Source organism: Rhodococcus sp. D-46 (genome assembly GCF_011290655.1).
Lineage (GTDB): Bacteria > Actinomycetota > Actinomycetes > Mycobacteriales > Mycobacteriaceae > Rhodococcus_F > Rhodococcus_F qingshengii.
Window position 1 is genome coordinate 124,975 of sequence record NZ_JAANTF010000005.1, and the last position, 24,178, is coordinate 149,152.

At 62.7% G+C, this 24,178-nt stretch carries 20 protein-coding genes; 7 read left to right on the forward strand and 13 right to left on the reverse strand.

All coding sequences use genetic code 11. The features are described from left to right. Positions 1-37: 37 nt before the first annotated feature. The 5 genes from dnaE to lspA all read right to left on the reverse strand — a co-directional run bounded on the left by dnaE (position 38) and on the right by lspA (position 6,814). Positions 38-3,574: a DNA polymerase III subunit alpha gene (gene dnaE, locus G9U53_RS13835; protein WP_165638800.1), complete on the reverse strand. Its 3,537-nt coding sequence runs from the start codon at positions 3,572-3,574 to the stop codon at positions 38-40. A gap of 99 nt (positions 3,575-3,673) precedes the next feature. Then, positions 3,674-4,612 carry an EamA family transporter RarD gene (gene rarD / locus G9U53_RS13840; protein ID WP_047270138.1) on the reverse strand — a complete coding sequence of 313 codons (939 nt, stop codon included), beginning with the start codon at positions 4,610-4,612 and terminating at the stop codon, positions 3,674-3,676. Positions 4,613-4,623: 11 nt separating this feature from the next. After that, a complete protein-coding gene (locus G9U53_RS13845) occupies positions 4,624-5,307 on the reverse strand; it encodes a hypothetical protein (protein WP_165638801.1) in 684 nt (227 codons plus the stop codon). Next, the gene (locus tag G9U53_RS13850; RefSeq protein ID WP_165638802.1) at positions 5,304-6,230 is read right to left on the reverse strand and encodes an RluA family pseudouridine synthase; all 927 of its coding nucleotides are present in this window, start codon (positions 6,228-6,230) and stop codon (positions 5,304-5,306) included. The genes G9U53_RS13845 and G9U53_RS13850 overlap by 4 nt, the downstream gene beginning before the upstream one ends. Continuing rightward, positions 6,227-6,814, reverse strand: coding sequence for a signal peptidase II (lspA, locus tag G9U53_RS13855; protein ID WP_228402286.1), 588 nt, complete (start codon positions 6,812-6,814; stop codon positions 6,227-6,229). The genes G9U53_RS13850 and lspA overlap by 4 nt, the downstream gene beginning before the upstream one ends. A 167-nt stretch (positions 6,815-6,981) precedes the next feature. On the opposite strand from lspA, the gene G9U53_RS13860 reads away from it, so the two are divergent. Then, positions 6,982-7,908, forward strand: a complete 927-nt coding sequence (locus G9U53_RS13860; RefSeq protein WP_003941753.1) for a hypothetical protein — start codon at positions 6,982-6,984, stop codon at positions 7,906-7,908. Further along, on the forward strand, positions 7,905-8,672 hold the full coding sequence (locus G9U53_RS13865) for a sensor domain-containing protein (protein ID WP_256082668.1): 768 nt from the start codon (positions 7,905-7,907) through the stop codon (positions 8,670-8,672). Before G9U53_RS13860 ends, G9U53_RS13865 begins: the two co-directional genes overlap by 4 nt. 364 nt (positions 8,673-9,036) lie before the next feature. On the opposite strand, the gene G9U53_RS13870 is transcribed toward G9U53_RS13865, so the two are convergent. The 3 genes from G9U53_RS13870 to G9U53_RS13880 form a co-directional block, all read right to left on the reverse strand. Beyond that, positions 9,037-9,726, reverse strand: a complete 690-nt coding sequence (locus tag G9U53_RS13870; RefSeq protein WP_207624272.1) for an NAD(P)-binding protein — start codon at positions 9,724-9,726, stop codon at positions 9,037-9,039. Between the two features lie 189 nt (positions 9,727-9,915). Then, complete coding sequence (locus G9U53_RS13875) at positions 9,916-11,331, reverse strand: DUF1254 domain-containing protein (protein WP_165638805.1); 1,416 nt, start codon at positions 11,329-11,331, stop codon at positions 9,916-9,918. Between the two features lie 285 nt (positions 11,332-11,616). Continuing rightward, positions 11,617-12,558, reverse strand: coding sequence for a helix-turn-helix domain-containing protein (locus G9U53_RS13880; RefSeq protein WP_081557978.1), 942 nt, complete (start codon positions 12,556-12,558; stop codon positions 11,617-11,619). Between the two features lie 275 nt (positions 12,559-12,833). Between G9U53_RS13880 and G9U53_RS13885 the strand changes: the two genes are divergently transcribed. The 5 genes from G9U53_RS13885 to G9U53_RS13905 all read left to right on the forward strand — a co-directional run bounded on the left by G9U53_RS13885 (position 12,834) and on the right by G9U53_RS13905 (position 17,922). Then, the gene (locus G9U53_RS13885) at positions 12,834-14,312 is read left to right on the forward strand and encodes an MFS transporter (protein ID WP_207624273.1); all 1,479 of its coding nucleotides are present in this window, start codon (positions 12,834-12,836) and stop codon (positions 14,310-14,312) included. After that, complete coding sequence (locus G9U53_RS13890) at positions 14,296-15,129, forward strand: SDR family NAD(P)-dependent oxidoreductase (RefSeq protein ID WP_063316146.1); 834 nt, start codon at positions 14,296-14,298, stop codon at positions 15,127-15,129. The genes G9U53_RS13885 and G9U53_RS13890 overlap by 17 nt, the downstream gene beginning before the upstream one ends. Next, entirely contained in the window at positions 15,126-15,488 is a 363-nt protein-coding gene (locus G9U53_RS13895; RefSeq protein ID WP_054781930.1) for a DUF202 domain-containing protein, read from the forward strand. The genes G9U53_RS13890 and G9U53_RS13895 overlap by 4 nt, the downstream gene beginning before the upstream one ends. Further along, entirely contained in the window at positions 15,485-15,817 is a 333-nt protein-coding gene (locus G9U53_RS13900) for a DUF202 domain-containing protein (RefSeq protein WP_165638807.1), read from the forward strand. Before G9U53_RS13895 ends, G9U53_RS13900 begins: the two co-directional genes overlap by 4 nt. A gap of 713 nt (positions 15,818-16,530) precedes the next feature. Beyond that, positions 16,531-17,922, forward strand: coding sequence for a glutamate decarboxylase (locus G9U53_RS13905; RefSeq protein WP_003941675.1), 1,392 nt, complete (start codon positions 16,531-16,533; stop codon positions 17,920-17,922). Between the two features lie 83 nt (positions 17,923-18,005). Here G9U53_RS13905 and G9U53_RS13910 read toward each other — a convergent pair whose 3' ends face one another. The 5 genes from G9U53_RS13910 to G9U53_RS13930 all read right to left on the reverse strand — a co-directional run bounded on the left by G9U53_RS13910 (position 18,006) and on the right by G9U53_RS13930 (position 24,143). Next, entirely contained in the window at positions 18,006-18,509 is a 504-nt protein-coding gene (locus G9U53_RS13910; RefSeq protein WP_047270137.1) for a hypothetical protein, read from the reverse strand. 116 nt (positions 18,510-18,625) lie between these two features. After that, on the reverse strand, positions 18,626-19,990 hold the full coding sequence (locus G9U53_RS13915; protein ID WP_058039460.1) for a DNA polymerase IV: 1,365 nt from the start codon (positions 19,988-19,990) through the stop codon (positions 18,626-18,628). Between the two features lie 36 nt (positions 19,991-20,026). Further along, on the reverse strand, positions 20,027-20,365 hold the full coding sequence (locus G9U53_RS13920) for a TfoX/Sxy family protein (RefSeq protein ID WP_021344556.1): 339 nt from the start codon (positions 20,363-20,365) through the stop codon (positions 20,027-20,029). A gap of 68 nt (positions 20,366-20,433) precedes the next feature. Then, positions 20,434-23,547 carry an isoleucine--tRNA ligase gene (ileS, locus tag G9U53_RS13925; RefSeq protein ID WP_165638808.1) on the reverse strand — a complete coding sequence of 1,038 codons (3,114 nt, stop codon included), beginning with the start codon at positions 23,545-23,547 and terminating at the stop codon, positions 20,434-20,436. 281 nt (positions 23,548-23,828) lie between these two features. Continuing rightward, the gene (locus G9U53_RS13930) at positions 23,829-24,143 is read right to left on the reverse strand and encodes a hypothetical protein (protein WP_007733197.1); all 315 of its coding nucleotides are present in this window, start codon (positions 24,141-24,143) and stop codon (positions 23,829-23,831) included. Positions 24,144-24,178 lie beyond the last annotated feature (35 nt).

The window sequence follows — 24,178 nt, forward strand, 5'->3', positions numbered from 1 at the left end:
GCAAGGTCCCTTCGTTCGGTTCAGGTCCGCTCGGCGGTCAGACCGTCAGGCAACTCGGTCCGAGCAATGCCTTCAGGTCGCCCATCAGTGCCGAGGACGGTTCGACCCGAAGGACGTCGTCGACCTTCCACAAGCTGATATCGGTTCCACCGATCAGCCGAACGTGAACGTCGGATGTTCCGGGGTGCCTGGTCAGCACCTGCTTGAGAGCACTGAGCTTGTCCTTGGTGCATTGGCGAAGCGGCAGCGAGACCGACAGGGGACGCGCGACCCCGATCGCCGAAATATCAGGCACCGCAAGGTCGTTGCCGATCAGCGACATCCGATCGTCTCGGATCGAAACGCGAGCCTTGACCAACACGATGGCATCCTCGGCGATGTCCATCCCGTAAACGGCGTACGCCTGCGGGAAGAACAGCACCTCGATTCCACCCACGAGATCTTCGAGCTGCACGATGCACCAGGTCAGACCGTTCTTGTTGACCCGGCGGTCCACCGAGGCAATGATGCCGCCGAGAGTTACCTGGGCACCGTCCTGAACGCCGCCTTCGAGTATCGCAGCGATGGACGTGTCGGACTGCTGGCGAAGAATGTGCTCGACACCGTTGAGCGGGTGACCGGAAACGTACAGCCCCAGCATCTCTCGTTCGAGTGCCAGGCGATGCTTGGAGTCCCACTCCTCCTCGGGAATCTTGACGTCGAACACCGAGGTGATCGACTCGTCCGCCTCGGCACCGCCGAAGAGGTCGAACTGTCCGATCGCCTCTGCCTTCTTGGTGCTCATCACGGAATCGATGGCGTCGGCATGAACCAACATCAGGCCCTTGCGCGGGTGACCCAACGAGTCGAAAGCACCGGCCTTGATGAGAGATTCGGTGACCTTCTTGTTGCAAGCCATCGCGTCGATCTTGCCGAGATAGTCGGAGAAATCGGTGAACTTCGATTTCTCGGTGCGCGCCTTGATGATCGAAGCGACGACGTTGGCGCCGACGTTGCGCACCGACCCCATACCGAAACGGATGTCGTCGCCGACGGTCGCGAAGTCGACGCGTGACTCGTTGACGTCCGGTGGGAGAACGGTGATGCCCAACTTGCGGCAGTCGGCGAGGTAGATCGCGGACTTGTCCTTGTCGTCACCGACGGAGGTCAGCAGACCCGCCATGTACTCGGCCGGGTAGTTCGCCTTGAGGTACGCAGTCCAGTACGACACGAGTCCGTAGCCGGCGGAGTGCGACTTGTTGAACGCGTACCCGGCGAAGGGAAGGACCGTGTCCCACAGCGCCTTGATGGCGGCTTCGCTGAAGTTGTTGTCCAACATGCCCTGCCGGAAGCCGGCGTAGGCCTTTTCCAGCTCGGACAGCTTCTTCTTACCCATGGCGCGACGCAGCAAGTCGGCCTGACCCAGGGTGTAACCGGCCACCTTCTGCGCCAGTTGCATGATCTGCTCCTGGTAGATGATCAGGCCGTATGTCTCCGAGAGGATCTCCGCTAGCGGCTCCTCCAGCTCGGGGTGAATCGGCTTGACGTCTTCCAAGGCGTTCTTGCGCTTGGCGTACGAGATGTGGGCGTCCACACCCATCGGTCCCGGTCGATACAGCGCCAATGCGGCGACGATGTCGCCGAATCCGGTGGGCTGCATCAGTTTCAGCAACTCGCGCATACCGCCGCCGTCGAGCTGGAACACACCGAGAGTGTCGCCGCGGGCGAGCAGTTCGTATGTTGCCGCATCGTCCATCGGCAACGTGTCGAGGTCGAGGTCGATGCCGCGGTTGGCTTTGATGTTCTCGAGCGTGTCGCCGATAACCGTGAGGTTTCGCAGACCGAGGAAGTCCATCTTGAGCAGACCGATGGCTTCACACGAGGGGTAGTCCCACCCGGTGATGATGGCGCCGTCCTGGGCGCGCTTCCAGACCGGGATTGCGTCGGTGAGCGGTTCGGACGACATGATGACCGCGCAGGCGTGCACACCGGCGTTGCGGATCAGCCCTTCCAGACCCACCGCGGTCTTGTAGATCTTCGCGACGTCCGGGCTGGAGTCGATGAGCGCTCGAACCTCGACTGCCTCCTTGTACCGCTCGTGCTTCGGGTCGGTGATACCGGAAACCGAGATGTCCTTGGCCATGATGGGCGGCGGGAGCGCCTTGGTGATCTGATCGGCGATGGCAAAGCCCGGCTTGCCGAACTGGACGCGAGCCGAGTCCTTGATGGCAGCCTTGGTCTTGATGGTGCCGAAGGTGATGACCTGGGCGACCTTGTCGTTGCCCCACTTGTCCGTCGCGTAGCGAACCATCTCGCCGCGACGGCGATCATCGAAGTCGATATCGATATCGGGCATGGACACACGCTCGGGGTTGAGGAATCGCTCGAACAGCAACCCGTACGGGATGGGGTCGATGTTGGTGATACCCATCGCGTAGGCCACCAACGAACCGGCAGCCGATCCACGGCCGGGCCCGACACGGATCCCGACGTCCTTGGCGTGGTTGATCAGGTCGCCGACCACGAGGAAGTAGGCCGGGAAGCCCATTTCGTTGATGACGCCGATCTCGTAGTCGGCGCGGGCGAGGTACTCCTGCGGCGGTCCGCTCGGGAAGCGGCGATCGAGTCCGCGCATCACCTCGGCGCGCAGGAAGGTCTGCTGCGTGTGTCCCTCCGGGACCGGGAAGATCGGCATGCGGTCGTGGAACGCCCACACGTCCTCGTACGACTGCACACGCTCGCCGATGGCAACGGTGTTGTCGCATGCCCCCGGTACCTCGTTGTCCCAGATGGCGCGCATCTCGGCAGCGGACTTGAGGTAGTAGCCGTCGCCGTCGAACTTGAAGCGAGTGGGGTCGGAGAGCGTCTTGCCGGTCTGAATGCAGAGCAGCGCCTCGTGATTCTCGGCGGCGTCCTTGGTGACGTAATGGCAGTCGTTGGTGGCAAGTGGCGGAATACCGAGTTGCTTGCCGATGTCGAGCAGACCCTCTCGCACACGGCGCTCGATCGAGAGACCGTGATCCATCAGTTCGAGGAAGAAGTTGTCCGGGCCCCAGATCTCCTGCCACTTCGCGGCAGCTTCGAGAGCCTCGCGATCGTGACCGAGACGAAGGCGGGTCTGGATCTCACCGGACGGGCAACCCGTGGTCGCGATGATGCCCTCGGCGTGCGCGGCGATGAGCTCCTCGTCCATCCGTGGCCATTTACCGAGCTGGCCCTCGATGGACGCGAGCGACGACAGCTTGAAGAGGTTGCGGAGTCCGGTCGCGTTCTCGGCCACCATCGTCATGTGGGTGTACGCACCGCTACCGGAGACGTCGTCGGACTTCTGGCTGCGATCGCCCCACAGAACTCGCTTGGTGTTGAAGCGAGACTCGGGTGCGATGTAGGCCTCGATGCCGATGATCGGCTTGATGCCGGCGCTCTTTGCCTCGTTGTAGAACTGGCTGGCGCCGTACATGTTTCCGTGGTCGGTCATGCCGACTGCGGTCATTTCGAGACGAGCGGCCTCCTCGAACATGGCGCCGACCTTGGCCGCACCGTCGAGCATCGAGTACTCGGTGTGATTGTGAAGATGTACGAACGAGTCAGCCACGTGCGCCTCTCTGAAGGTCTGGGAGCGAGATCGAGTGTATGCCGCGCTGCCGACACGACCGGCGACCGACGTAGCGGAGTCGCCGTGCGCCGCCTCCGGTCACGTGACCGGAACCTCGGGTTCGGCGCTCGACCTCACCGAACGCCGCGAACGTCGACCGGCGACGAAGGTGTCTGTCGTGAAGATCACCAGTGCAGCCCAGATCAGAACGAAGCCGATCCACCGTGACGCCGGCATGTCCTCGTGCATGACGGCCACACCCCACGCCATCTGGAGCGCCGGGGTGAGGTACTGCAGCATGCCCATCGTCGCCAACGGAACTCTCTGAGCGGCGACGCCGAACAGGAGCAGCGGCAGCGCGGTGACCGGGCCGGCGGCAAGCAGCAACAGGCTGTGCCCGGTACCGCTGCTGATGAATGCACCGGCCCCGGTCAGGCCGAGAAACACGAGGTAGCCGACCGCGAACGGTGCGGCAACGACTCCCTCGGCAGTCAAACTGGTTCGAGGATCGAGCGGAACCACCTTCTTGACCAACCCATAGGTGGCAAACGAGCCGGCGAGCAGCAAAGCGACGATCGGAGGTTTCCCGAAGTCGACCGTGATCACCACAACTGCCGTGGCAGCGAGAACGAGCGCGGCGATCTGGGCGGGACGCAATCGTTCGCGGAAGATCACGACGCCGAGCAGAACGGTGACCAGCGGGTTGATGAAGTACCCGAGAGCCGCCTCCACGACGCGGCCTGACACCACGGCATAGATGTACGTCCCCCAGTTCACGGCGATCGCCGCTGACGCCGCGGTCACCAGCAGCCAGGTGCGTGCGCTGATTCCGCGAAGCGATCCGAGGCGGCCGGCAAAGGCCAACACGATCAGCATCAACAGAAGGGTCCACACCACCCGGTGCGCCAGGATCTCGACCGGATCGGCGAAGTCGAGTAGCCCGAAGAATGCCGGGAACGTTCCCCACAACAGGAAAGCCGCCACACCGTAGAAGATCCCCGAGGACGAACGGGACTCAGCGCGTTCGTCCTTGTTCACAGAACCGGAGTTCACGGGACCGGACCATCGTCGGGGCCGGGAGCAACGACGTCCACGTACTCCGGCAGCAAGGGACGGACGGCTGCCAACCACGGCGAGGCGTCGGACGGCAACGCTTCCACTGCACGGACGTTCGAGTCATGTTCGATCGCTTCGAGTCCTTCGGGAGTCGCTCGCACCAGCACGCCCACTGCGCAGGCGCACCCGGCGGACAATTGCTTCGCCGACGCGAGCGCCACCTGTTGCTGACGATCGGTGTCGCCGCCGAGCGAGACCAGTCGCGTGGCTGCAACCCCGGGCGATCTGCGCACTGATTCGTCGTTGTCGGGAACGGGCACCGACATGAGCGGCGTCTGGACGCGCTCGATCGGAACTCGGAACATGACCCTGGACACGCGAACGCCTGAGACCTCAGCGCCCGGCATCTGAACACTGCTGGTCGTCGTCATGACCTCGTCGACGGTGAGTGCCTTCGTGAACGAGACCAACGCCCACACCGGCCCGTCGACCGACGCAACAGAATCTCGCGCTCGGTCGAGGTAGTCCGGGACAGCTTCCCCACTGTCCGGACCCAGAGTGTCCGTCCGGATCGGCGGGGTCGGCACGGGATTCGCGAACCCCACGCCCACCACCGCCGCCACACCGACCACCACCGCGACGACGGCGGGCGCGGGGGTAAGCCCGCGCGGTGTCATGAGGACCGGAGAACTTCGAGTGCGTGTTCGAGATCCTTCGGGTACTTGCTCTTGATCTCGACCCAGCGACCGTCCGCCGGATGTGCGAATCCAAGAGACACGGCGTGCAGCCACTGGCGCTCGAGGCCGAGCCTTTCGGCAAGTCGAGGGTCCGCGCCGTAAGTCAGGTCGCCGCAGCACGGATGGCGCAACGCCGAAAAGTGGACACGGATCTGGTGTGTGCGACCGGTTTCGAGGTGCACGTCCAGCAGACTCGCTGCCTGGAACGCCTCGATGGTGTCGTAGTGCGTGACGCTGGGCTTGCCGTCGGCCGTGACCGTGAATCGCCAGTCGTTCCCGTGATGGCGTCCGATGGGCGCGTCGATCGTTCCGCTGCTCGGGTCGGGGTGTCCCTGCACGAGAGCGTGGTAGCGCTTGTCGATGGTCCGCTGCTTGAAAGCGCGCTTGAGCAACGTGTACGCGCGCTCGGATGTGGCAACCACCATGACACCCGACGTTCCGACGTCCAGGCGGTGGACGATGCCCTGACGCTCGTGGGCACCGGACGTCGAGATGCGGAAACCGGCCGCGGCAAGTCCGCCGATGACGGTCGGTCCCGTCCACCCGACGCTGGCGTGCGCGGCAACTCCGACGGGCTTGTCGACTGCCACGACGTCGTCGTCGGCGTAGAGAATCTCCATTCCCTCGACCGGTGTCGCTTCGATGGTCAGGGGCCGCCGCGGTTCGGGCAGGACTACCTCGAGCCACGACCCTGCGGTCAGACGATCGGACTTGCCGACGGCCACACCGTCGACGAGTACCGAGCCTTCTTCCGCGAGTGTCGCGACCACGGTGCGCGAGAGTCCGAGAAGGCGCGCGAGGCCGGCATCGACGCGCATGGCATCGAGACCGTCGGGCACGGGCATCGAACGGGATTCCCTCACTTGGTTTCTCCCTCGGCTGCAGCCTTCGATTCGGTGAGCTTCTTGTCGTCCGCCTTGTGATCACGCAGGCGTTCACCGTTGGGTTCGAAGCCGAACAGTGTCAGGACGACGAGCAGAATCGCGCCACAGACGATCGCGGAATCCGCGATGTTGAACACCGGCCACCAGCCGACGGAGACGAAATCCACCACATGTCCGCGCATGATTCCGGGAGAGCGGAAGAATCGGTCGACGAGGTTACCCAGCGCGCCGCCGAGAACGAGGCCGAGACCGAGCGCCCACCACGGTGATCGGAGCGTGCGACCGATCTTGATCACACCGATGACCACACCGATTGCGACGAGAGTGAGGATCCACGTCATCGACGTCGCCATCGAGAACGCTGCCCCCGGATTGCGCACCATCGTGAATGTGACCACGTCACCGATGATTTCGATCGGCTGCCCCGGTTTGACCGCGGCGACTGCCCACACCTTCGTGAGAATGTCCGAGAGCAGGATGACAGCGGCGATGGCAATGAGCATGGTCAGCCGGCGGGGCTTTTCGACCGGCGCAACCGCCAGGTCACCGTCTTCCGATTTCACGGCTTCCGGTTTCACGGTTTCGGGCTCGTCGGCCTTCGAGATTTCGGTAATCGGCTGATCCTCCGCGTTGACATCTCGGTCTGGGTGGTCTGTACTCACGCAACCATCATCCCTCATGTTCACCGCACCGGGTCACGCACTCTGCAACTGCGGCTAGCCTGGAGCGCGTGCCACTGCTGTCCACGACCGGCCGACGCGTTCCGTTCGCCCTCGCTGCCCTCGCTCTCACCACCGTTCTCACCGCTTGCGGCGACTCGGATCAACCTCCGAACACCCCGACCTCCTCGCCGAGTGAGGTGACTGTTCCGGTGACCGCCGCGACGGTCGAAGTTCTCGAGGCGGGAAGCGAGCCGCGCGAGGTTTTGCGTACGAACTTGCCTGTCGGCACCACGCAGACGGCGACGCTCGTCACCCAGGCCGTCGTGAGTCAGCAGATCGATCAACAACCGGCGCAGGATTTCTCTTCGCCGGAGATCACGATCCCGCTCTCGGCAAACGTGACCGCTGACGATCCCACCGCAGTCGTTGACCTCACGCTGTCGTCGATGACCTCGCCCGATGCAACGCTGCAGGCTGCGCTGAGCGGGGCCGACGGGTCTGCGGCCGGATTGTCGGTCACGGATTCGGGCGCCATCACCGCCCTACGGTTGAAGCCCTCCGCCAACTCGGCCAATGCTGCCCGCGCTGCAATCGAACAAGCGCTGGGCCAAGCGGTCTACCGGACCGTCGCACTCCCCGACGCTCCGGTCGGTGTCGGCGCACGTTGGGTGGTTCGGCAGCAAGTCAGCAGCGAAATCCTGCTCGATCAGACAACCACCGTCACGCTCACCGCGCGCGAGGGCAATCGGCTTTCGCTCGCGGTGGACGTATCGCAGACCCCGCAGAGCCCGGTCTGGAACCTGGCCGGTGACGCCGGAACGCTGAACATCGATCAGTACGTCATGGCCGGCTCCGGAAACCTCACCGTCGACCTCTCACTCCCCTTGCCGATCGACGGACAGATGACCGTCGGCGGCGACCAGGCATACGGCGACCCGGACAGCTCCTCGGTGATCCGGCAGACCATCTCCAACAGCATTCGGTGGGAATCGTGACACGCCGGTCGCTTCTCGCACTTGGTCTGACCGCAACGGCGGCACTGTTCGTCGTGACCGGTTGCGGCTCGGACGACTCGCCTGGTGCCGACACGACTACGCAGGTTTCCGCCCCACAGGTCGGCTTGGCGCCGTTCACGGCTGCTCCGGCCGCACCGCTGAGCGGGGCGCCTCTCGACCGTGACGGCCTGCAACGAGCCGCGCTCACCCTGTCCGAGCTACCTGCGGACTTCGACATAGTTCCCGACCCGGTCGACGACCTCGGCCTCGCACCGGCGCCGGAGAGTTCGGAGGCGGACAAGTCGAGCACCGACCCCGCCGTCTGCGCCCAGGTTCTGGCGCCGATAGCCACCCAGGCTCCCGGATCGGTCGCCGACCTCTCCGACATGTTCACCGGCCCCGATTTCACGAGCATCGATCAGGACTCTGCTTCGTACGCCGACGGCACCGCGGCAGCAGCAGCTTTCGAGAAACTTCAGACCACGCTGGCCGGGTGCGCGGAATATTCAGGAACCGATGCCGACGGAACGACAATCACCTATCGCGTCGGCGGAGCGTCGGACCCGAACGTTGGCGACGCGTCTTTCGCTTTCCGAATCATCACGGAGAGTGGCGGTTTCACCTTGGTTGCCGACGCGATCGTGGCCGCAGTCGGGACGACGTTGACTCAGCTGTCCGCGACGGCGCCGAGTCCGATCGCCCCCGATGTTCTCCACTCGATGGCATCGGCCGCCGCAGATCGCCTGCGCGCCCAGTCACCGTAAACAGTTCGGCCGGAAACACTCTCGCGAACCTCCGGACTATGTTCTTGTGAATGGAATTGCCTCGCTGACGCTTCTGTGGTCTGTCAGCGCTCGGAAGATCGCTGTCTTCGGCCTTGGAACACGAAAAGGACGGCGGCGTTCGCAGAGCGCCGACAGCCGTCGATTCCGTTCCGTTCACCGGCACCCTGGCGAGCGTGCGAATGCATCTACGACCGCAGTGAACAGCACCGTCTCGAACATCTACGCCGAGCAGGGAATGTCAATTGGTGACGGCCACCGCGCCCGCGTCGACCGACTGGCCGTTAAGGCTCGCAAAATATCGGCTCGATGTCCGCACGCGCCGGCGTATCGAGATCAGGGTGCCTCATTCGGCATGCGTCATTATGCACACGTGCTCACGCTCGGCGAATCCGCGGCCGGCGGCGTACAGCTCGCCAACCTGGGTACGGGCCCATGCCTCTGCCTGTTCCGTCTCCGGCTCGTGTACCCAGTAGATCGCAAGGTACGAACTGTCCGCGATCTCGGCCGCGACCGGTCCGCTCGCCGGGAAGCGCAGGTCCTTGAGTCGCATCGGCGCCACCCAACGGCGACCTGCGAACCAGCCTGGACCGATCATGCAGCCCGAGTAGATATGCTCAGTCGGGATGTAACCGGTCTCTTCCAGGTAAGGTAGGTAGACGTACGACTCGACGTCACAGCGCACACCCGGGTACCGATTCCAATACCAGGTGCCGCCGAAGTCCGTTGCGACATCAAGAATCTTGAAGTGGGTGACACCGACTTTCTTCAGTTCGACGCCAGCACTGATGCCCATGAAGCCGGCGCCGACGATGAGCACGTCGAGATCGGCGGTCAACGGCGGTGCGGTGCCAGAATCGCTCGCATTCGGATCGCTGTCGAACGATGCGAAAGTACCTTCGAAATCAATCGCCTGAACGGTGTCGGCCCCGGTATTCGGCAGATGTTTGTCGCGCTCGCCCGCGTACTTCTCCCGAAACGATTCGAGATCTTCCACCTTCCGTTGTGATACCCAGAGGTGCGGATCTTCTCGCACAGGTTGCCTTCGACAGTCGCGGAACCGATACGGTCCGGCAGATTTCCACTACTGCCGGACCGCCTCGGCACTGGGTCCGGCTCGCATCATGGATCCGACTCAACTTGTACACCAACTCAATTCATACACAGACAGTCGATGAAAGAGTGGCCATTCGCGCCTACGAAGGCGGGGACCGGAACCCGAGGGTCATGCCCCCGCGCGCACCACCGGGGGCATCGGATAGGTGCCGTCGATCAGCTGCGCCAGGGGGCCGTAGAAGCGAGCCGCAATCTGGAAGCCATCCGTCGCGGAGACAGGAAGCCAATTCCTGGCAAGATCAGAATCAGAGGGTCGCTCAGCCTGGAGGTAGAACGTCAACTTCCCGTCCCGAACGGCGTATTCTCCGGCTCGCGCGAGGTAACTCGTTGCGCTGTAACGGTTCTCAGAGTTTTCGATAAAGTAGCCCTGAGAGTCGTATACCGGGAGCTCCCAGAACTCGGTGACCGGCGGCAAATCCTCCACGTCGAATGTAATGGTGTAGCAGTTCGCACCATCGAGAGGGAAACCCTCGGCGTCGTCGAACAGGTAACCAATTGTGTGGGACTGAAAAGGCACTGGGGTGCCCCACGCCACGTCGTTAGCACCAGCTTTGGCACGGTAGTCGAGATCGTCGTAGAAAAGGCTGGATTGCAACTTCCACCCGCTCATATCCACCTGCGTCTTCTCGAATGCCTGCCTGGCATCGGTCCGCGCCCGCGCGAATCCGCGATCGATCACCTCGCGCTGTTCATCGGTGATCTGCGAGGGGTCGAAGCAAGTCCCCGGACGCAACCCGAGCCGAGCGAGATTCGCGAGGGCTTCCCGCTCCTTTACCGAATCCGACCGGCGAGTCATGGAAGGATCGTTGATTACCAAACTCAGGAGCTGTAGATAGTCGATCGCGGTCATCGACTTTCCGATGTCGGCAATCAGGTCCATCCGCGGAAACGTGGCGTAGTCGGACTTGACAATTGGCTGATCCGCGAGGTCCGGAACGCGGCCACCGCCGGCGTGCCACAGCGAAAGTGGAGCCGCGCGGACGCCCGTCACCGCGGCCCGTGCACCGGCCAGGTCCTGCTCAGTTCGACTCGTCACTGCCACGCGAACAGTGAGCACGAATGCATCGGACGGTGATCGCACGACCTCAGTGCCAGCGAACCCGGCCGGTAGGAGGCCTCTCCACCTCGGACCAACGATCACGTATCGCTGCGGCCCATTTCCGGTGAATTGCGATCCGGCCATGAAGAACCAGTCAATGTTCGGGCCAAGTGCCTGAATACTCCAGTACCGACCGTCAGCTACGCCCGGAGCTTCGATGACGACCGGATCGTTCGACAAGTCGAACATCCCACCGGAATAGAGCGTCGAGGCATTTACTGTCGTGGCGATGCGAACCTTGGCGTCGAACAAATCGAGGATCGGCTGGAGACGATTGAGCCCGCGATATGCCGGCTGCCCCTCCAAACCCGTGTAGACGTGCCGCAATTCGTAAAACCCGGCAAGATGTATGCCCCAGTCGAAGGCATCGGCGATCAGATCGCTGACATCGTCGACACTCAAAGACTGGTCGATCATGGTGGTCATCAAGGAACTCCTCGGGAGTCGTTACGTGTCAGTGAGATTCGCTCGACGCAAAGCCCTACACATCGCCGAAGAGGCGTCGGCGACAGCCTCCTCGCACGGCCGCAGCCTTAGCGTCGATACGCCTCACACAAATTGCGTCCCAGAACTGAACGACCCGGGCAGTGCGGCGACCGCGAGCAATCGGACTCGGGCGCCGCAACTTCCATTGACGGTCTAAATATCGACCAGCACGGTCGGATATGGGAACGGATTGAGGTTACAAGCCAATTCCTGACCAGTCAACGGTCAATTTCCGCGGCCGGCAAAGGGATTGCGGCCACCGACGTCGGATGTCACCGCGTCGGCCACCTGTTTCAGTGCCAACGCTCGGTTGGCGATTTCAAGGTTGCTGATCTCGCCGCCGACGTAGACGGTCAAAACGAGAGACTGGTGACCGTCCGCGTCGAAGGTCGGGGCCGCTACCAGGCTGACTGGGTGTTTTCCAGCGGAAGCGCGAACCGCTTCCCCGAGGAATCTCCGCTCGCCCAGACTCGACACCAGGTCACCGACAAGCTCGAGTACGGCAGGCGGCACGTCGTGCGCAGCAACCCCGGCCATCAGCCGGTGCAACCGCTGAACGGTCGGCGAGAGGTTCTCAACCAGATATCCTTCCGCCCGGCACTCGGCGGCCATCAGCCGGATGTGTTCGAAGTCTGTCCCGACAGCCAGCGCGGACTCGCTCCGCAGCCAACGTTCCAGCTCCTCGTCCGGTTCCCACAGCATGAACATGAGCCCCAGCGGCGGTGCGAACGGATACACGTCGCCGACACTGGCCGGCGGCTCGACGCCCGGGGGCGCGACCATCTCGAGAACCATGACATTGTCGCCAACCACGGCCGATGCCATACAGATAGCGCTGAACTGCTCACTCAGGCCCTCGAGACGGTCGCGCACCATCGAGCCCAGCGCAAAATCGCGCTGGGCCGCCCGCCCGGCCGAGACCAATGCTGGCCCAAGCCCGTAAGACTTGGTCTGTGTGTCACGAATGAGATATCCGCACGCGGTCAGTTCGGTCACGATGCCGAGACAGGTCGGTTTGGTGATTTCGCATCGTCGCGCAAGCTCTGAAAGACCGAAACGCTTCCCCTGGTTACGCACCAAAAAGTCGATAACCTGCACTACGCGCGCAGTGGGCGGCGACACGACCTCCCTGCCTGCCGAGCGGTCCGCCACTTCGGAATCAACCATTGACCAATCCTTCCCAAGGCACCTACAGTAACGCGCATCACCTTACCGCATCGGTCGATATTTCGACCAATTGCGACACAACCTTGATACGCGCACTCCGTGCTCCCAAAGTCCCTCACGGCCGACATCGCCGAATGTTCCGGGTCCGCGGACTCATGGATCGACGTTCGAATCGCCACGAAACCACAACTCAAGGAAACGAGACTGTCGTGACTCGACCTACCCCCCTACCGCCGCAACAACGCCGAGCGCCTGAACGATCAACCAAATACTATGTGGGCCTGTTGATCTCGATCGTTCTACTGTTCGAAGTCGCCCCCCTCGAATACAGCATGGTGTACCCATCACTGCGATACATGGCGGCCGAATTCAACACTCCTGACATCGGCTGGGTGGTGACCATCCTCGGTCTTGTCGGGGTCGTCAGCTTGCCGATCATCGGCAAGCTCGGAGACATCTACGGCAAGAAGCGCATGCTGATGGTCGTCGCCGGCATATTCAGCATCGGAACGCTGACCTGCGCCCTCGCCCCGACCTTTCCGATTCTGCTGCTCGGGCGCGCCCTCGAGGCCGCGAGCGTCGGCATGACCCCGCTCGCTTACGGCCTCATCCGCGATGTCTTCCCACGACGCATGATCCCCGTGGCCCTGTCGGCAGTGTCCACCGGCATCGGATTCAACGGTATCGCCGGCCCGCTCATCGGCGGCTACCTCTCGACCGAGTTCGGTTACCGCGCAATCTTCTGGTTCCTCCTCGCCTATGTCGCCGTCATCGCCCCGGCGGTCTATTTCACCGCGCCGGAATCGCCGCTGCGCCTGTCCCACCAGCTCGACTGGGTAGGCGCGGGCCTGCTGGGCGGCGGATCATTGCTGCTGATGCTCTCCATCAACCAGGGTCGCTCTTGGGGATGGGACTCACCAAAGACGCTGATTGCGTTCGCGGTCTCTGCGGTCCTGAGCGCGGTGTTCGTCCTCTACGAATTGCACACCACGCAACCTCTGATCGACATGCGGGTGCTGTGGGCGCGTGCCATGCGCAGCACGATGCTCGCAAGCTTACTCGGCTCATTCGCTATCGGTGGATACGCGTTCGCGTTGCCACTGATGCTCATGACGCCACGGGTTGACGGCATCTCTTACGGGTTCGGGCTCACTGCCTTCGCCTTCGCGCTGTGGACTCTCCCACATGGCATCCTCGCCATGGCGAGCGGCCCCCTGGCCGGACTGCTCGCGCGCAGCAGTGGCCCCCGGGCGAGCCTCATCGTCGCCATGACCGCGATCATGATCAGCCTGAGCCTGCTGGCCTTTGTGCACGACCAACAGTGGCAGATCATCACACTGGTCGCCATCTTCGGCGTCGGCCAGGGTTTCTTCTACGCAGCCAGCGCCAACCTTGTCGTCGAAGCGGTACCGCCATCTCAGACGGGGGCGAACGCCGGCGTACTCGGCTCCAGCAACAGCCTCGGCGCTGCATTCGGCGTCACCATCCTCAGCGCGATCCTCTCCGCGCACATTTGGTCCGTCGACCAAGGCACACGCCAGATCATTTACACGGATGCGGGATTCACCTACGTCTTCCTACTACTCGGTGCACTCGGCGCCATCGGTCTCATAGTGGCGTTCACGATGAGTCACGGACGCGCCCCCGCCTCCGGCGGAGCAACGATTGGCGCGAATACTGCACGTCCTGCCGCCGCGACAATACCGGTCAAGCAACAGTCCCCCACGGAGGCCACAAGTGACTATCACGCATGACAAGTTCTCCGGCGGCACCGCCGTCATCACCGGCGCGGCATCCGGAATCGGCGAGGGGCTCGCACGACACGCGGCCTCCATCGGAATGAACGTGGTGTTAGCGGACATCGACATGCCCCGGGCTGAACAACTCGCAGCCGAACTGTCAACGGCAGCCACCGAGGCCACTGCGGTCCAGACGGACGTCAGTGACCCGTCGTCGGTGGAGGGGCTGGCCCGGGCCGCGTACGAGCGGTTCGGCTCTGTCCGATTGCTCGTCAACAACGCCGGGATCGAGGCCCCTGGCCTATTTTGGGAGGTTCCGATAGACCGCTGGCAGCGGTTGCTTTCGATAAATGTGGGCGGTGTGCTCAACGGGGTCCACGCATTCCTCCCACGAATGATCGCGTCTGGCGAGGAGGCATACGTGCTCAATCTCAGCTCTATCGGTGGCCTCAGCGCGGGCGCACTGCAATCGCCATATCTCACGAGTAAGCACGCGGTGCTAGCCCTGACCGAGACGCTCTACCTGGACGTGAAGACCGTCGGCGCTCCCATTCAGGTATCGGCAGTGCTCCCGGGCGCGGTACGGACCCAGATCTATTCAGGTGCTTCAGCCAGCGGCCTGGCCGGTGAAGCGCTTCGCGAGCAACTCGACCGGTACCTCGGCCAGGGCCTGACACCCGAGCAGGCTGCAGAGAGCATCTTCGCTCAGCTCGCGAAAGGCGCATTCTGGATCGGCACACAGCCGGAGGTCCTCGAGGCCTTCGCCGCATATCACGCGGATCATCTCACGAAGCTCACCCCGCCGGCCCCCTTCGTCGCCGTCGCCAAATGAGACCGTTCTGGTGCCCCGGTGCGTTCCGGGTCGGCGAAGACCCGGACCCTCGATTCACCCTGGCCAACGAACGCACATTCCTCGCCTGGATCCGGACCGCCCTGGCTTTGGTAGCCGCCGCCGTCGGCTTCGAGGCATTCGGCTCCGAGATGGTTGGCCCCACCGTTCACGCCACCCTGGTAGTTGGCGTGTTGACTGGGTCAACCATGCTGTCTGTCAGTGCATTTCATCGATGGATCGCGGTCGAACGCGCTTTGCGGTTGGGGCGAAGCCTCCCAGTCCCTACGTTCGCAGGCATCGCCGCGGGGCTTGTACTGGGATCCGCGCTGACGTTGTTGATGGTCGAGGTGACGCGGTGACACCCCTTCAACCCACACATGCCGACCGAGGGCTACAGCCAGAACGGACCACGATGGCATGGGTTCGGACTGGTACCTCCTTGGCTACAGCGGCGCTGATCTACCTGCGCTATGTCCCCGGCCCACCAGTCGCAATCGGTATTCTCGGGGGAAGCACGCTGATCGGTGCAGTCGGCATTATTGCAATCAGTCACCGAGCGCACCGCTGCAGATCCGACGATTTCGGGATCGGCCGCAGCTTCCCGGGGCCAACACGAAATTCAGCGCTGGTGTTGCTGGTCGCCACCTTGGCCATCAGCGCCGGGATCTTGGTGCTCGCGAGCCTGTGAATCGATGATGCGCCACGACCAAGCACGGCGCCCTGAACGCAATTTCACCAAAGGAGCCGAGCGCCGAGGCCAGGCGCCCCCGACACCCGACTCACCAAACGTCCAAAGTTCGACGGTTTTCGAAAATGTGGAATCCGCTGGCGGACAGGCTCACCGGCGATCAGGTCGCGGCGGCACAGACATGCGAACTCGCTCACTGCACTGACGAGCGATCTGGGCCGGATCCTGTCGGCCGAAGGGTGTTTGCCGACAGGATCCGGCCCGAAGCCTCACTCGCGCTGGCGCAACTCGCGTTCGAGCGTGCCTGCGTACCTCCAGCCACGAAATCTCCCGGGTGACGCTACTAAGACCGTCGGAGTCGCGGTGACTCTGCGAATTCATGTCAACCGGCGGATCGCTCCAGGAGGCAAGCCATCTGCGATCCGGCCCTTTCGTCGCAGTTGCGATCAGCGAAACAGAAGTCCGTCCTCGATTGCGGCGCGGCGGGCGCAGGGCCTCTGATTCTCGCCTGTCCTTACCTCGCATCGTAGGCCCACTCATGATTGTCACCACCGTGTGTTCTTTCGCCGCTTTCTACGATGTGTGCAGACTAGGACTTCAGACCGGATAATTGATTGATCATGGACCCTTTGACAACTGCCCGTCCACACTGAACGGTGAGAGTAGGTACGAAACAGACCAACGCGACACACTGATGTGAGGAGCCAGAGTTCATGCCGGAACCCAGAAGGTCAGATCACACCGATTACGTAGCCGTCAATCCGATCTTCTCGAGGCCTGGCGAGGATTCGGTTGCATCGAAGTACACACTCGAACCCGATGGCATGCTTCCCGAGACCGCGTATCAGATCGTCCACGACGAAACGATGCTCGACGGCAATGCGCGGCTCAATCTCGCGACGTTCGTCAGCACGTGGATGGACGATCACGCCACCAAACTGTATGCCGAGTCGTTCGACAAGAACATGATCGACAAGGACGAGTATCCGCAGACCGCCGCGATCGAAACCTATTGCTGGCGCATCCTTGCCGATCTCTGGCACTCACCCTCCCCCAAGGACGCAATCGGCACCTCGACGATCGGTTCGTCCGAAGCCTGCATGCTCGGCGGCCTGGCGATGAAACGACGCTGGCAGCACGCACGAAAAGCCGCGGGCAAGTCGACCGAAAAGCCAAATCTCATCATGAGTTCCGCGGTCCAGGTGTGCTGGGAGAAGTTCTGCAACTACTGGGACGTCGAAGCGCGTTACGTGCCGATCAGCGAGGAACACCGCACCCTCGACGGTCACGATCTGGACAAGTACGTCGACGAGAACACCATCGGCGTCGTCGCGATCATGGGCGTCACCTACACCGGGATGTACGAGCCGGTCCTGGAAATCTCGAAGGCACTCGATGAGATCCAGGCGAAGACGGGACTCGACGTCCCCATCCACGTCGACGGCGCTTCCGGTGCGATGATCGCACCGTTCCTTCAGCCCGAACTCGAATGGGATTTCCGACTACCGCGCGTCCACTCCATCAACACCTCGGCGCACAAGTACGGGCTCGTCTATCCCGGCCTCGGATGGGTGGTCTGGCGATCGCAGGATCTACTTCCCGACGACCTCGTCTTCAAGGTGAGCTACCTCGGCGGCAGTATGCCGACCTTCGCACTGAACTTCTCGCGTCCCGGCGCTCAGGTGATCCTGCAGTTCTACTTGTTCCTGCGTCTCGGCCACGACGGCTATCGCGCGATCCAGCAGTCCTCCCAGGACGTGGCGAAATTTCTCGCCGAAGGGATCGGGAAACTCGACGCGTTCGAACTGTGGAACGACGGTTCCGACATCCCGGTCTTCGCGTGGCGCCTCGCCGAGGGGCACACGTCCAACTGGACGCTGTACGACCTCTCGGACCGGTTGCGAGGCAAGGGCTGGTTGGTGCCGGCCTACCCCATGCCGGACGATCTCGCGGATCTGACAGTGCAGCGCATCGTGGTTCGTAACGGACTGAGCATGGACCTGGCGGCCAATCTGCTGCGCATCATCGAAGAGGAAACCGCGTTCCTCGACGAACTGGACAGCCCGATGCCGCGGCCGCGCGTCACCGAGGGATTCCATCACTGACGTCGCTTACCACGTGAAGAGCGGCCGCCCACTCCCCTTCGGGAGTCGGCGGCCGCTCTGGTGTTTCAGGTGTTACCGAGAGATCAAGCAGCGCAAGCCGGCGAGGTCAGACCTGCAACGCCGACGATCTGGCAAGCCGTGGTCTTCGAGAGCTTCCAGACGCCGTCTTCGTAGACGAACGAAGCCTGCAGGCCCTGCTGCAGCGGCTGGCCGTTGACGACGATGTTCAGCGAAGCTGCTGCCGTCTCGCTGCCCGTGTCGGTGACCGGGTCGAGGATCTCGACCTGCGCGCCGGCAGCCTTGGCGGCAGCGGCGACCTGGTTGATCAGCTCGGGATCAGCCTCGGCGCCCTGGACGAGGTTGACCTTGTCTGCGGCCGGAACGCTCTCGTCGAGTGCCTGAGCGACCTTGGCGTTGAGCTCAGGGGCGGTCGGCAGAACAACCTCGGACGTGGGTGCCGCAGAGGTGGTGGTCGTGGGCTTCGCCGAAGTCGTCTTGTCGGAGTCTCCTCCGTCTGAACCACACGCGGTCATCGTCAGGGCTGCTGCGATCGCCACGGCTGCAACGGTCATCTTCTGAAGCTTCAACTTCTCAGTCCTATCCATTCGGGTGTTCACATTCGAGCGTCAGTCGAACATCGTGCTTGCTCGAGGATCGTCGACAACATTACCCAACGGTAAGCGGAAAAAGTCTAAGGACATCCTCAGAGAAGGCTGTCGACCGCATCTGCTACCGCGAGCACCTCATCCGATTCGGCGAAGGTTTTGGCTATTCCCGTTCCGCTGGAACGGGTTTCGAAGCGAACGGTGACCACACCGTGCCCGGCGCCCTGCACCCAACCGTGTCCGTATTCTGGATGCTTCACGTCCAAACCGGGGTGCCAGTAGCGCTGAGGCACGCGTGCGGCCACCGGAACGTCGAGTTCAGCCTCATCGAGGGCGCCCGTGAGAGTCTCGACCGGATAGCCGGGAACATCCTGATCCAACTCGGGAAAAAGTGATCCTTGCCGAACGGTGGACAAACCGGCGAATCCCACACCGACCAGGCGAATCGGCCCCAATTCCTGTGGATCGATGACCTGTTTCTGCGCAGTCGCGATGAGGATTTGGCGGTCGATGGTGGCAAACGGCAGCGTCACGGATCGAGTCAAGATACTCATATCGGACTTCTTGAGCTTCAGTACGACGGTGCGAGCAGCTCTTCCGTCCTTCTCCAGCCTGGAAAATGCTGCACGACCACTACTTTCGACGGCGGCGCGCAGTTGCGCCATCGTGACGATGTCTGCGGCGAAAGTGGATTCCGCGCTGATCTGCTTGGATTCGGCACGCTCGGCGACCGGCCGATCGTCGATCCCCTGTGCGAGCCGATGCAACCCCGGTCCGACAGTGGTTCCGAGTATCGACGCCACCTCCGCTATGGGAGTGCGGGCAAACCCTCCGATGGTTTCGATGCCGAGACGCTTGAGCTTTTCCTCGGCAACAGGGCCGATCCCCCAGAGCTTCCGCACCGGCAGTGGATCGAGCAACTCGTGCTGCATCCCGGGAGGAATGACTGCGACGCCGTCGGGCTTTGCCAGTCCCGACGCGATCTTGGCGACCTGCTTACCTGCGCCGGCACCGATCGAGGCGACCAACCCGGTCTCGGCTTTGATCAACGCCCGCAAATCTTCGCAAAACGCGCGGACCTCGTCAGCTCCGACACCGGCCAACTCCACCGGCTCCCCGAAAGCCTCGTCCACCGACAGTTGCTCGAGGATCGGCATACGAAGGCGCAACGCGTCGAACGTGCGTTTACTCAGAACCGAATACAACGACATCCGCGGTGGCAATACCACCGCTCCACCACCGACCATCCGGCGTGCTTGATGCATCGGCATCGCCGAACGCGCACCGAAAACTCTCGCTTCGTAACTTGCCCCGGCCACCACTCCGCGCCCGCCCAAGCCGCCGACCAGCACCGGGCGACCTCGCAGCGTGGGACGGGTCAACTGCTCGGCGGAGGCGAAAAACGCATCCATGTCGAGATGCAGCACCCACCTGCGACTTCGTGTGGGATCACCTTGATTCATCGGGAGTTACGGTTCTCTCAAAAGTAGGTGCAGAATCTACGTCCGCGCCTTCTTCTTGGGCGACTTCTTCTTCGGCAGCGGCAATACGTCGGCAGTCCGTTGAATGAAGGCGTGCAGGTGATCGAGGTCCTGCAACCGTTCCTCCGTCACCCGGTAGTAATCCTTCGCTCCCGGGTACGGCGGAGCCAGATCCGCCTCTGATCCGAACTCCGCACTGACCTCGGTGGGTTTGACGAACAGAACGTCTCCGCAGATCAAGCCCACGATCTTCTCGTCGCAATACAATCCGTACTCGCCGAACATCGCCCTTGCCCGCACGTCGAGCGGTTCCAACTGCTCGAGAATGCGCGCCACGGTTTCCTTGCTCGTACTCATGAGAGCAAACTACTCCGGCACCCCGACATACAGACATTCTTCGGGGAGCCGGAGTAGTTACGGCGGTATTAGACCTTCGTGATCGCGGCGCGGATACCGTCACCGAGATCGACGGCGTCGTCTCCCGCTTCACCCACCGAGAAGGAGGTGGCCAGAACCTCACCGGCGATCAATTCGCGATGACGCTCTGCCCACTCCTTGCAGTCCTGCGGAACCTCGAGCACGACGTTGATCCGGTCCGAGACGTCCAAACCGGCGGCACGACGCGCATCCTGCAACTGACGGATACGGTCCTTCGCCCAGCCCTCGGCTTCGAGTTCCTCCGTCACGACGGAATCGAGTACGACGAGTCCCGCACCGTCGGGCAATGCAGCCGTCGAATCAGGCTCGGCTGCAACCAGTTTCTGCGTGTACTCCTCGGGCAGCAGTTCGATGCCCGCCGCAACCACGACGCCGTCCGCGTTCTCGGTCCAGTCGCCCGCCTTGACCGCCTTGATGACAGTCTGAACGGACTTGCCCAGACGCGGTCCTGCAGCACGCGCGTTGACCGCGATCTCGAAGCGCCCGTGCACGTCGACGTCATCGGTCAGATCGACCTTCTTGACGTTGACCTCGTCGGCAATCAGTCCGAGGAACGGACGCAGACGCTCGGCATCCGGCGCCGCAACCGTGACCTCGGGCAGCGGAAGACGAACACGCAGATTCTGTGCCTTGCGCAGGCTCAGCACCGTGGAGCACACGGTCCGGACGTCGTCCATCGCCGCTACCAGGTCGGGGTTCGCGGGGAGCTCCGACGCCTCGGGCCAATCAGCCAGGTGAACCGAGCGCTCCCCGGTCAACCCGCGCCAGATCACCTCGGACACCAACGGCAACAGCGGCGCAGCGAGACGCGTCACGACCTCGAGCACGGTGTGCAGGGTGTCGATTGCGTCGCGATCCTCGTCCCAGAACCGCGAACGAGACCGTCGCACATACCAGTTGGTGAGTGCGTCACAGAACAACCGAAGCTCGTCGCACGCGCCGGCGATGTCGTTGACCTCGAGGGCCTCGGTGATCACGTCGCGGGTGGTAGCGAGCTTGGCCAGGATGTACTGATCGAGGATGTTCTCCGAATCGGTACGCCACACACCGGATTCCGGCGCGTACAACTGCAGGAAGCTCCAGGCGTTCCACAGCGGGAGCAATGCCTGACGCACACCTTCGCGGATGCCCTGCTCGGTCACGATGAGGTTTCCGCCGCGCAAGATCGGCGAAGACATCAGGAACCATCGCATGGCATCGCTGCCGTCGCGGTTGAACACCTCCTTCACGTCCGGGTAGTTGCCCTTGGACTTGCTCATCTTGAGTCCGTCGTCGCCGAGCACGATGCCGTGCGCAGCAACGGTTTTGAACGCCGGACGATCGAAGAGTGCGGTGGCCAGCACGTGCAGCGTGTAGAACCAGCCGCGAGTCTGCCCGTTGTACTCGACGATGAAATCGCCCGGGAAATGACCCTCGAACCATTCACGGTTCTCGAATGGGTAGTGCACCTGCGCGTACGGCATCGAACCGGATTCGAACCAGCAGTCGAGCACCTCGGGAACGCGGCGCATCATCGACTTCCCGGTCGGGTCGTCGGGGTTCGGGCGGACCAGGTCGTCGATCATCGGGCGATGCAGATCGGTCGGACGCACACCGAAGTCTGCCTCCAACTGATCGAGCGATCCGTAGACGTCCGTACGCGGGTACTGCGGATCGTCCGACACCCACACCGGGATCGGGCTGCCCCAGTAGCGGTTTCGGCTGATGTTCCAGTCGCGTGCACCTTCGAGCCACTTGCCGAACTGGCCGTCACGGATGTGCTCGGGCACCCACGTGATGTCCTTGTTCAGCTCGACCATGCGATCGCGGAACTTGGTGACCGCGACGAACCACGAGGGAACCGCCATGTAGATGAGCGGCTGCCCACTGCGCCAACTGTGCGGGTACGAGTGCTCGATCGTCTCGTGCCGCAGCAGCTTTCCGGCAGCCTTGAGGTCCTTGATGATGACCGGGTTGGCGTCGAACACCATCAAGCCCTCGTACGGCGGAACCATCGAGGTGAACTTTCCACCCGGATCGAGCGGCTGCACGACCTCGATACCGTTGGCCGTGGCGACATCCATATCCTCCTCACCGAAAGCCGGTGCGAGGTGGACGATTCCGGTTCCGGAATCGGTTGTCACGTAGTCGGCCGAAAGCACGACGTGCGCGTTCGGATGTCCGAGGAAGAAGTCGAACGGCGGTGTGTACGACAGTCCGACCAATTCGGCGCCCTTGTGACGGGAAACGACCTCGGGGTCCTCCCCCAGCTCACGTGCGTAATGAGCAACCCGTGCTTCCGCGAGCACGTACCGCTTTCCGTCCTCGCCGAGCACCTGGACGTAGTCGACCTCGGGATGAACCGCAGTGGCCAAGTTGGACGGCAGTGTCCACGGAGTCGTGGTCCAGATGATCGCGTTTGCGCCGTCCAATGGTGAACCCGGAGCGACCAGCGGCATGTCGACCGTGACTGCAGGATCCTGACGCATCTTGTACGCGTCGTCGAGACGAGTCTCTTGATTGGACAGCGGAGTCTGCTCGTACCAGCTGTAGGGCAGCACGCGGAAGCCCTGATAGATCAGGCCCTTGTCGTGCAGCTCCTTGAAGGCCCACATGACGGACTCCATGAAGTCGACGTCCAGGGTCTTGTAGTCGTTGTCGAAGTCGACCCAACGTGCCTGGCGGGTGACGTAGTCGCGCCACTCGTCGGTGTACTTGAGCACCGAGGCCTTGCAGTACTCGTTGAACTTGGCCAGACCCATGACTTCGATCTCGGCCTTGTCCTTGATGCCGAGTTGCTTCTCCGCTTCGAGTTCTGCGGGCAGTCCGTGGCAGTCCCAGCCGAAGCGTCGCTCGACCTTGCGTCCACGCATGGTCTGGAAGCGCGGCACCAGGTCCTTGACGTACCCCGTCAGCAGGTGACCGTAATGCGGCAAGCCGTTTGCGAAGGGCGGTCCGTCGTAGAAAACGAACTCTTCGCTGCCGTCCCGATTGGAAACCGACGCACGGAAGGTGTCGTCGTCGTCCCACTGTTTCAGGACTTTCTGTTCCAGTTCGGGGAACTTGACTCCGGTGTCGGCGGGGACACCGTAGTCGACTTTGGGATACCCGTTACTCGCCATGGCGATCTCCTCGTGCCAGTCGGACTCGGCACGGGGACGACGTGGCGCTTGTGCGCCGACACCGCGGTACCACCCCGTTTGCACCCCGTAGATCCGCGCTTGGATCCCGAGGTGCCACTCGATCGAGCTGTGACGGGCTCACCCGTTCGGTTCTACTGAGTTCTGGGCGCCTGAAGCGACAAGAACCGTTCTTCCGAAAGCTCCCCGGTGATTGCCGGATCACAGCCTGGTATTCGTGTTGGACAGTCTAATACTCGTCCTGGACCTTGTCGGAACTCGCCCTAGGACTTGTCGGGGCCACCCGGCGACTCGCCATGATTTCTCTGATTGTCATCGTTGGCGGTGGCTGCATCGTCGATCGACGAATTCGAGGAACTCTCGACTCGACCGTAAGGCGACGACATTCCGCTGCCCGATGCCGGGTCATCCAACGAAGGAACCGCCTTCCTGCTGGTCAGCGCACTGACCAGCAGGAGGACGGCACCTGCTACACAAATCGCGATACATGCCCACGCCCAGATCAACGACCCTGTGGTCAGGGCGACGATCAGGAGAGCGAAACCAACTCCCGCGAGAACCAACGTCACGACCAGCACGTATCAACCTTTGTCCGGTCCGATAGCTGAGCCGA

Bases quoted from the DNA above. Each gene is read 5' to 3' on its own strand.
- ileS (WP_165638808.1), bottom strand. From the start codon at position 23,547: ATGGCGAGTAACGGGTATCCCAAAGTCGACTACGGTGTCCCCGCCGAC.
- G9U53_RS13880 (WP_081557978.1), bottom strand. From the start codon at position 12,558: ATGGTTGATTCCGAAGTGGCGGACCGCTCGGCAGGCAGGGAGGTCGTG.
- G9U53_RS13920 (WP_021344556.1), bottom strand. From the start codon at position 20,365: ATGAGTACGAGCAAGGAAACCGTGGCGCGCATTCTCGAGCAGTTGGAA.
- G9U53_RS13895 (WP_054781930.1), top strand. From the start codon at position 15,126: ATGAGACCGTTCTGGTGCCCCGGTGCGTTCCGGGTCGGCGAAGACCCG.
- G9U53_RS13905 (WP_003941675.1), top strand. From the start codon at position 16,531: ATGCCGGAACCCAGAAGGTCAGATCACACCGATTACGTAGCCGTCAAT.
- G9U53_RS13845 (WP_165638801.1), bottom strand. From the start codon at position 5,307: ATGACACCGCGCGGGCTTACCCCCGCGCCCGCCGTCGTCGCGGTGGTG.
- G9U53_RS13915 (WP_058039460.1), bottom strand. From the start codon at position 19,990: ATGAATCAAGGTGATCCCACACGAAGTCGCAGGTGGGTGCTGCATCTC.
- G9U53_RS13875 (WP_165638805.1), bottom strand. From the start codon at position 11,331: ATGACCACCATGATCGACCAGTCTTTGAGTGTCGACGATGTCAGCGAT.